7 protein-coding genes and 1 pseudogene are annotated in these 2,395 nt (G+C 61.2%); 7 read left to right on the top strand and 1 reads right to left on the bottom strand.

All coding sequences use genetic code 11. From position 1 onward, the window contains the following. The 7 genes from AC0V2Y_RS28715 to AC0V2Y_RS28685 form a co-directional block, all read left to right on the top strand. On the top strand, window positions 1-400 hold a 400-nt coding region (locus AC0V2Y_RS28715), incomplete at its 5' end, for a hypothetical protein (RefSeq protein ID WP_475418480.1). Continuing rightward, entirely contained in the window at window positions 400-1,023 is a 624-nt protein-coding gene (locus AC0V2Y_RS28710; protein ID WP_475417771.1) for a glycoside hydrolase family 24 protein, read from the top strand. The genes AC0V2Y_RS28715 and AC0V2Y_RS28710, both read left to right, overlap by 1 nt. Then, window positions 1,020-1,358, top strand: a complete 339-nt coding sequence (locus AC0V2Y_RS28705) for a hypothetical protein (protein ID WP_475417770.1) — start codon at window positions 1,020-1,022, stop codon at window positions 1,356-1,358. The genes AC0V2Y_RS28710 and AC0V2Y_RS28705 overlap by 4 nt, the downstream gene beginning before the upstream one ends. After that, window positions 1,349-1,645, top strand: a complete 297-nt coding sequence (locus AC0V2Y_RS28700; RefSeq protein ID WP_475417769.1) for a hypothetical protein — start codon at window positions 1,349-1,351, stop codon at window positions 1,643-1,645. Before AC0V2Y_RS28705 ends, AC0V2Y_RS28700 begins: the two co-directional genes overlap by 10 nt. Beyond that, entirely contained in the window at window positions 1,642-1,815 is a 174-nt protein-coding gene (locus tag AC0V2Y_RS28695; protein ID WP_219137056.1) for a hypothetical protein, read from the top strand. Before AC0V2Y_RS28700 ends, AC0V2Y_RS28695 begins: the two co-directional genes overlap by 4 nt. An 8-nt stretch (window positions 1,816-1,823) precedes the next feature. Continuing rightward, window positions 1,824-1,994 (top strand): hypothetical protein, encoded by a 171-nt coding sequence (locus tag AC0V2Y_RS28690; RefSeq protein ID WP_475417768.1) that lies wholly within the window; start codon window positions 1,824-1,826, stop codon window positions 1,992-1,994. Beyond that, complete coding sequence (locus AC0V2Y_RS28685; RefSeq protein ID WP_285817012.1) at window positions 1,991-2,116, top strand: hypothetical protein; 126 nt, start codon at window positions 1,991-1,993, stop codon at window positions 2,114-2,116. Before AC0V2Y_RS28690 ends, AC0V2Y_RS28685 begins: the two co-directional genes overlap by 4 nt. On the opposite strand, the pseudogene AC0V2Y_RS28680 reads toward AC0V2Y_RS28685, so the two are convergent. Further along, window positions 2,113-2,395 (bottom strand): annotated as a pseudogene (locus AC0V2Y_RS28680) (hypothetical protein); the annotation flags it as partial. The gene AC0V2Y_RS28685 and the pseudogene AC0V2Y_RS28680 sit on opposite strands and share 4 nt — an antisense overlap.

The raw sequence follows: 2,395 nt of genomic DNA, 5'->3' as shown, positions 1-2,395 counted from the left end.
GTACTCGATTGAGAACACGGCCCGCATCCTGATCGGGCGCGAAGAAACAATTGGCGTGGCAACGCGGTTTGTACTCAATCCGCCAGCGATGACGGCGGGGTGGCAACAGATGGTGGACGGGTATTCCACGCTGGCCGTACGCATGCACAACTATGGCGCGACGCTCAAGGGCATGGTCAAGCCGACAGGATCGCCATCGGCGGACGTCATCACGTTGCCGCCGTATCTGTTGCCAGCTGAGAAAATACGCCTCGTTGCCGCCGCCCGCTCTGCAACAAACGTCGATGGCGTCGTGTCGGTCAAGCTGGAAGCGGGCAAGCTGACTATCAACGACGGGGCGGGGGTGTTGGGGGCTGAAAACTTCCTTTCGCTCGACAACCTGCACTACGAATTCGATTGATGGATCGCCAGTACGTCATTTTGCTGGTGGCCGGTGCCGCCGCCCTGCTGCTCATGCGGCAGGCCGGGCAGGGCGGGGCGGATGACGGCGACACGGCATACGAGGCGCCTGATCTGCTTGACCAGGCCGATGCACTTTTTCAGGAATTTACCGATATGAATTCAAGCGTTTCACCAGAACAGCAGGGCCGCAACCTGGCCGCGTTCATGTGGTCCATTCGCGTAGGCGAGGGCACTACGGGACCGGACGGATTCCGTACGATCGTGGGCGGCGGCCTGTTCAATGACTTTTCAGACCATCCACGTGTGAAGGTCTGGATACCGCGCATCAATGACTATTCCAGCGCTGCCGGCGCCTACCAGATGATTCGTCGCACATGGGACGGCGTGCAGGCGAAGCTGGGCCTGCCAGATTTCAGCCCGGCCAGTCAAGACCTGGCTTGTATCGAACTGATTCGCCAGCGCGGCGGCCTGCGCCTGGCGATGAACGGCCAGTTTGCCGCCGCCGTCGAGAAGTGCAAAAAAGAGTGGGCGTCGCTGCCTGGCGCCGGCTACGGCCAGCGCGAGGAGTCACTCGCAAAGTTGCAGGCCGAATATCTCAACGCAGGGGGCCAACTGGCATGAACAAGAACGATATTCAAGATTTGGTCATGGGCGTGGCGGTCGTGGCACTGGGCTACGCGCTGTACACGCAATTCAAGCCGGGCAAGAGCGTCGGCGGAGCCGCTGGCGCGCTGTCGCCCATCCTAAACGGCCAGATCGGCACAAGCTATAACCCGATGCAAGGCGCGCCGTATGACCAGAATACGGCCTTGGGATCGTTCGGCCTGGCCGGGCTGCTGAGCGGCACGACGAACGACTGGACGTATGGCGGCAAGGACTACTTGTCTACGATCACGAGCCCACGCCTGGGCGGCACGCAGCCGGACAGCATCGTGGTGAAAGGCTGGTGGAACTGATGTTAGGAGAAAGCAAGTTCATGCTGATCGGCGTGGCAGTGGCGGCCCTGGCGCTTCTGGTGCTGGTAAAAAAAAAGGGTGCGGCTGCGGATGTGGGAATCGCTGTCGGTGAGGCGGCTGCTAATCTGGCTGGCGGTGTTGTCGGTGGTGTTGCACTCGGTATTGGCGATCAAATTGGCATCCCGCGCACCGATATGACGGAATGCGAGAAAGCGCTGGCCGAGGGCCGCACCTGGGACGCCAGCTTCGCATGCCCGGCCAGCAAATTTATCGGGAGTTTCTTTTGAACCTGAAAAGCATTATCCCTACGGGGCCGCAAGTCGCGCGTGAAGCGCTGATCGTCCTGGGCGGGCTGCTGGTGGCGGCCTTCATCCTGTCCCGGTTTCCAAAGCTGCAAAAGTTCGTCACACAAAATAGCCTGACCATCAAGGATGACAAGGGCAACACCATTTACTAAGGGATGAAATGAAACGATTTTTCGATAGTTTTAAAGAGGCGTCCACCTGGGCGGGCGTGGCGGCCGTGGCGCTGTCCGTGTCGCCGTTCCTGCCGCCGCCGTTCCATATCTGCGCGCAAGGCTTGGCGGGCGTGGCCGGCGCGCTGGCCGGCGCCATCCGTGAAGGAACCAAGGCATGAGCGGCTTGAGCCAGAAACACATGCTGATACTGGCCGCCGCCGTGGCCGCGTACTTCATGTATAAGCAGCACAAGGCGGCCAACGTGCTGAATGATCGGTACCCGATGGCGTACAGGAGCTAGTTTGCCAGCTGGATCGGGTCGAAATCATCAAGCCGCAAGTCTGTGACCTGCGGCTTTTTCTTTGGGCGGCGCACGGCCAGTTCGATGACGTTATCGCGGACAATGCCCAGGCGCGGGCCAAGGGCCGCCATGTTCATCTGGCGCCGAATGTCGGCTTGCTCCATCTGGCGCAGGCGCATGTATTCGGGAACCCACCAGGGCACGCGCTGTTTCGCGCTGAGCCAGTCGCGCACGGTGCGCTCGTCGCGGCGCAGGGTGCGCGCCAGGTCAGCCAGGGGG

It is taken from the genome of Janthinobacterium sp. BHSEK, from assembly GCF_056174685.1.
This window is presented reverse-complemented; position numbering and strand designations above follow the sequence as displayed.